At 30.9% G+C, this 3,776-nt stretch carries 5 protein-coding genes and 1 pseudogene; all 6 read right to left on the bottom strand.

Features of this window, described 5'->3' with window-relative positions; translation table 11 throughout:
• Positions 1-140 precede the first annotated feature (140 nt).
• Complete coding sequence (locus tag KI369_RS21035) at positions 141-659, bottom strand: DNA topology modulation protein (protein ID WP_212957265.1); 519 nt, start codon at positions 657-659, stop codon at positions 141-143.
• A complete protein-coding gene (locus KI369_RS21030) occupies positions 656-1,585 on the bottom strand; it encodes a phosphotransferase enzyme family protein (protein WP_212957264.1) in 930 nt (309 codons plus the stop codon). The genes KI369_RS21035 and KI369_RS21030 overlap by 4 nt, the downstream gene beginning before the upstream one ends.
• 15 nt (positions 1,586-1,600) lie before the next feature.
• Positions 1,601-1,996 carry a ribosomal maturation YjgA family protein gene (locus tag KI369_RS21025; RefSeq protein WP_212957263.1) on the bottom strand — a complete coding sequence of 132 codons (396 nt, stop codon included), beginning with the start codon at positions 1,994-1,996 and terminating at the stop codon, positions 1,601-1,603.
• A 65-nt stretch (positions 1,997-2,061) separates the two neighbouring features.
• Positions 2,062-2,778: a class I SAM-dependent methyltransferase gene (locus tag KI369_RS21020; RefSeq protein ID WP_438800512.1), complete on the bottom strand. Its 717-nt coding sequence runs from the start codon at positions 2,776-2,778 to the stop codon at positions 2,062-2,064.
• 12 nt (positions 2,779-2,790) lie between these two features.
• The gene (locus KI369_RS21015; protein WP_212957261.1) at positions 2,791-3,144 is read right to left on the bottom strand and encodes an MmcQ/YjbR family DNA-binding protein; all 354 of its coding nucleotides are present in this window, start codon (positions 3,142-3,144) and stop codon (positions 2,791-2,793) included.
• 15 nt (positions 3,145-3,159) lie between these two features.
• Positions 3,160-3,559: pseudogene (locus KI369_RS21010) on the bottom strand (GNAT family N-acetyltransferase).
• Positions 3,560-3,776: the final 217 nt, after the last annotated feature.

Here is a 3,776-nt window from a genome sequence, read left to right as displayed (position 1 = left end):
ACAAAAAAGTGTCTATATCATTTCATATAGACACCCTTCTCACGTATAATCTTCTATTTATTAATGACCTATAAATGTAAAAATCTCATCAACAGCTTGTTTATATCCACTAGATTTTCAAAATTACTTCATTTTATAATCTAACTATTTACGTTATCGTACTTCTCTAAAAATAGTTTTACTTCATTTGAAGATTTTAAAATAACAACATCTTTATCCTTACTTAATTTATTTAGCCTCTTTAAAATGGAAGGTCGTTTCGTTTTAGGGTATTCCCATATCCATTTAAAAAATTGCAAATCAAATCTTTCTTCACATCCAGCCCCCATATCCGGCCTTGTTTTATTCCTATATTGTACAATCCTTTTAAAAGCACGATAAACACATATTGTTCTTTGAATATCAAGAAAGATAATTGTATCAGCTGCCTTCATTCTTATGTCCATTGTCCCGCCATAATTCCCATCAATAATCCGCTCATCTTCTTTAACTAATTCATTTTGAACCGTTCTTTGCTCTTCTTTCGAAACACCCTCCCAATTCGGTTTCCAAAATAACGCATCAAGATGATGTACTTTAATATTTAATATATTTCCTAACTGCCTTGCTAGTGTAGATTTTCCTGAACCACCAGAACCTATTAATATAATTTTTTTCATTTTCGTGCGATCCTTTCTATTGACTCTTCAATAGCCTCTTTATTAGCAAAAATCCACAAAAACATCTCTTCATTTAGCTTTAATAAATCTTTTAACTGAACAAAATAAGTAATAAATATAACTTGAATAGAAAGCATAACATACCAAATGGATTGTAGTTCTTCTCTCGTTAAAATGTTTTGTTTATTATATCCTTCAAAGATTGTGCTGATAATATGTTGCCACTTCCCTCTTAATACTTCATCACTATATAACTCACTCAAAATACTCGTACAGCAATAGCATAAATCGAATACTCTTACATTACTTTCCAATAGTTCAAAATCTATAAAACCTTGAAATTCATTATCTTTAAAGATTACATTTGATAAGTGCATATCGCGATGAATAATTTGTTTTCGTAATGAGTGAACTGTTTCCTTGAAATCTATATGTATTTGATTCATTTTTCGAATTACATCCTGATGAACATACTCATTCTTTTCTAAAATAGGTAAAGCCCATCCGTATACTACTTTATATAAATCTCTTTTTACTAACTCGTTATTATTATTCACCGAATTAAGCGCTTGATGTAGATTAGCTATTTCTACTCCAATTGTACTTCCTAGCTCTTTCAAATTTTCCGTATCTTTTATTTCAAGTACACTTCCAGCAACATATTCGTACAAACAATAATACTTCTCTCTATAAAATACATACTTTTCACTATTACTCGTTTCCACTAACTTTTGTACTTTAACCCCTTTTTCATCAAGCTGTTCTAATACATGTATTTCAACTAATAGTTGTTTTATCGATCCCTTTTCCTTCAAAATATAGGATTTATTATTACAATGAATCTTTGTTACGTTTGCTTTTATTTCAGTAGCTGTGACATCTTTATCTTCAAACCAAAAATTCACAATTTCTAATATATCCCCCATAATAAATACCCCCATTTAAAATCGCTTATTCGTCCTTAATATAAACTCAAAAAGAAATCCTACCCCAACACCAATTGTATAAGCAACTAAATCACTCCACAGAAAACCGTATCCCAACACGAGTCCACCTAAAGTCGTTGCACGAATACTATCAATCCATTCGGCATGGTATAATTGGCTTATTTCAATCCCATAACAAAACATTAAACTTATAAAAGCCAATTTCTTCGTTTCTATTTTAGGAAATAAAAATCCGAATCCAATGAAAATCATCAATGCCCATAAAGCATCACCTAAATAATTATTTAATAGAGTGGGCAGTTCAAAAGCTAACTTTCTTGAACTAAGCCCTAAAATAATAACAATGATTGTAAATGTTGCGTATAGTAATCTATTTCGTTTCGTATTCATTTTAAAACTCCTAATTCACCATTTAAAACTGCAAAATAGCTAGTAAAATATAATCATTTTACTAGCTATTTATTAACTGCTTTAACAATAAGAAAATGTGGATTTGTATTTAAATAGTGATAAGATTTTTCATTTACTTCTTTCATCTTTTCAACTGGCCTCGGTTCAACCATTTTTTCTAACATAAAATAATTTGTTGTTTCATTAATTACATCTTGGAGTGACCTTCTAAAAAAGCTAACTTCTATTGTAATATTTGGTTTAACCCAAGTATCTACCAATAATTCTTTTTCAAAATAATTTTCACTAGTAAACTTTGTAAAATCCATAAAAGGATGATGAATGGAGTATATAAATTCGCCACCTGGCTTCAATACGCGGCGAAACTCCTGAAATACTTTATTCCAATCTTCTAAGTAATGCAACGTTAATGAACTTACAATAACATCAAAAGTATTATCTTCAAATGGTAATACTTCTTGCAAATCATGACAAAGAAATGTTGCTTTATCGCCTGTACTTTCCTTTGCATATTTCACCATTTCAGAACTTACGTCAATTGCAGTAACATTTGCTCCTCTTTCTACAAATTGAGAAGTATACCACCCAGCTGCACATCCAGCATCTAATATACTCTTCCCTTCTAAATTCTTTGAAATCATCTCCATCATCGCTGGTCTTTCATAATAGCTGTTATATGGATTTGCCACATCTAAATTTTCTTTATATGTACTCGCTAATTTATCATATGTACCTTTGATTGTGTTTTCCAATACATCCACCCCTCATACATACTAATCTAATAACTCTTGCTGCTTTTTCTTTGAAAATGACTGTAAAACTAAATCATATGACCAATCAATCATCTTATTAATTTGCTCCTGCTCTACATCTTTATGTATATACACTGTATTCCAATGTTTTTTATTCATATGATACCCCGGAATGATTGCTTCTGGATACTCTTCTCTTAATCTTAGCGCAAGTTCTGGATCACATTTCAATGTAATTGCAGCTTTTTCTCCTTCTTCATGGTTTACTATTGCAAATATTTTATTATTCAGCCTCATACATGTTGCATTCCAACCATCAGGAGAATCTTCTATCGCTTTTCTTTTTGATAAACAATACGCTCTTGTTGCAATCATACTAATTGCCACCTCTTATTCTTTCCCTATTTGATTACGATGCATCACAATTTGTTTCGTCGCTTGAAATTGTTTTTGACCATAAAACTTTATAAGCTTCTCTCCACAAAATAAGCTCACAATATCGATATGAGATATTTCTTCAAGCAACATTGTAAGCATCTTCTCTCCAATACCTTTATTCCTTACCCTCTCATGCACAACAACATCTTCTATGTATGCTCGGAAGACACCATCTGAAACAACTCTAGCAAATCCAATTAACTCATTTTCTTCCCATACACCAATCGCTATACTGTTCTTTAACATTTTTTCAATATCGATTTCTTTCTGGCCACCAACCGACAGTATTGTAAAGTATCTTTATTTTTTCAGCGCAGATTGATTGATCACGTTGTAATTTATAAGTGTACATTTTCTTTCTCTCATTAAATAGAATATATATTATTATAATTAATTTTACGAATAACCCACTTTAGTATTAGCAAATTCGCTTGCATACTTGTTAGCACTTCTCATTACGTAACTACAATGAAATATCATCGACCCCCACAATACGTCTACAAAATGCAGTTTCTCCTCATATTTATTTTCCCTTACGTTCTTTCCTTCACTATAGTTCTGTATTACAA

It is taken from the genome of Bacillus sanguinis, from assembly GCF_018332475.1.
Taxonomy (GTDB): domain Bacteria; phylum Bacillota; class Bacilli; order Bacillales; family Bacillaceae_G; genus Bacillus_A; species Bacillus_A sanguinis.
Note: the sequence above shows the minus strand (reverse complement) of the source record. Positions and strands in the feature narration are given on the sequence as shown.

Coding starts and splice junctions, on each gene's coding strand:
- KI369_RS21035 (WP_212957265.1), bottom strand. CDS start 659: ATGAAAAAAATTATATTAATAGGTTCTGGTGGTTCAGGAAAATCTACA.
- KI369_RS21030 (WP_212957264.1), bottom strand. CDS start 1,585: ATGGGGGATATATTAGAAATTGTGAATTTTTGGTTTGAAGATAAAGAT.
- KI369_RS21025 (WP_212957263.1), bottom strand. CDS start 1,996: ATGAATACGAAACGAAATAGATTACTATACGCAACATTTACAATCATT.
- KI369_RS21015 (WP_212957261.1), bottom strand. CDS start 3,144: ATGATTGCAACAAGAGCGTATTGTTTATCAAAAAGAAAAGCGATAGAA.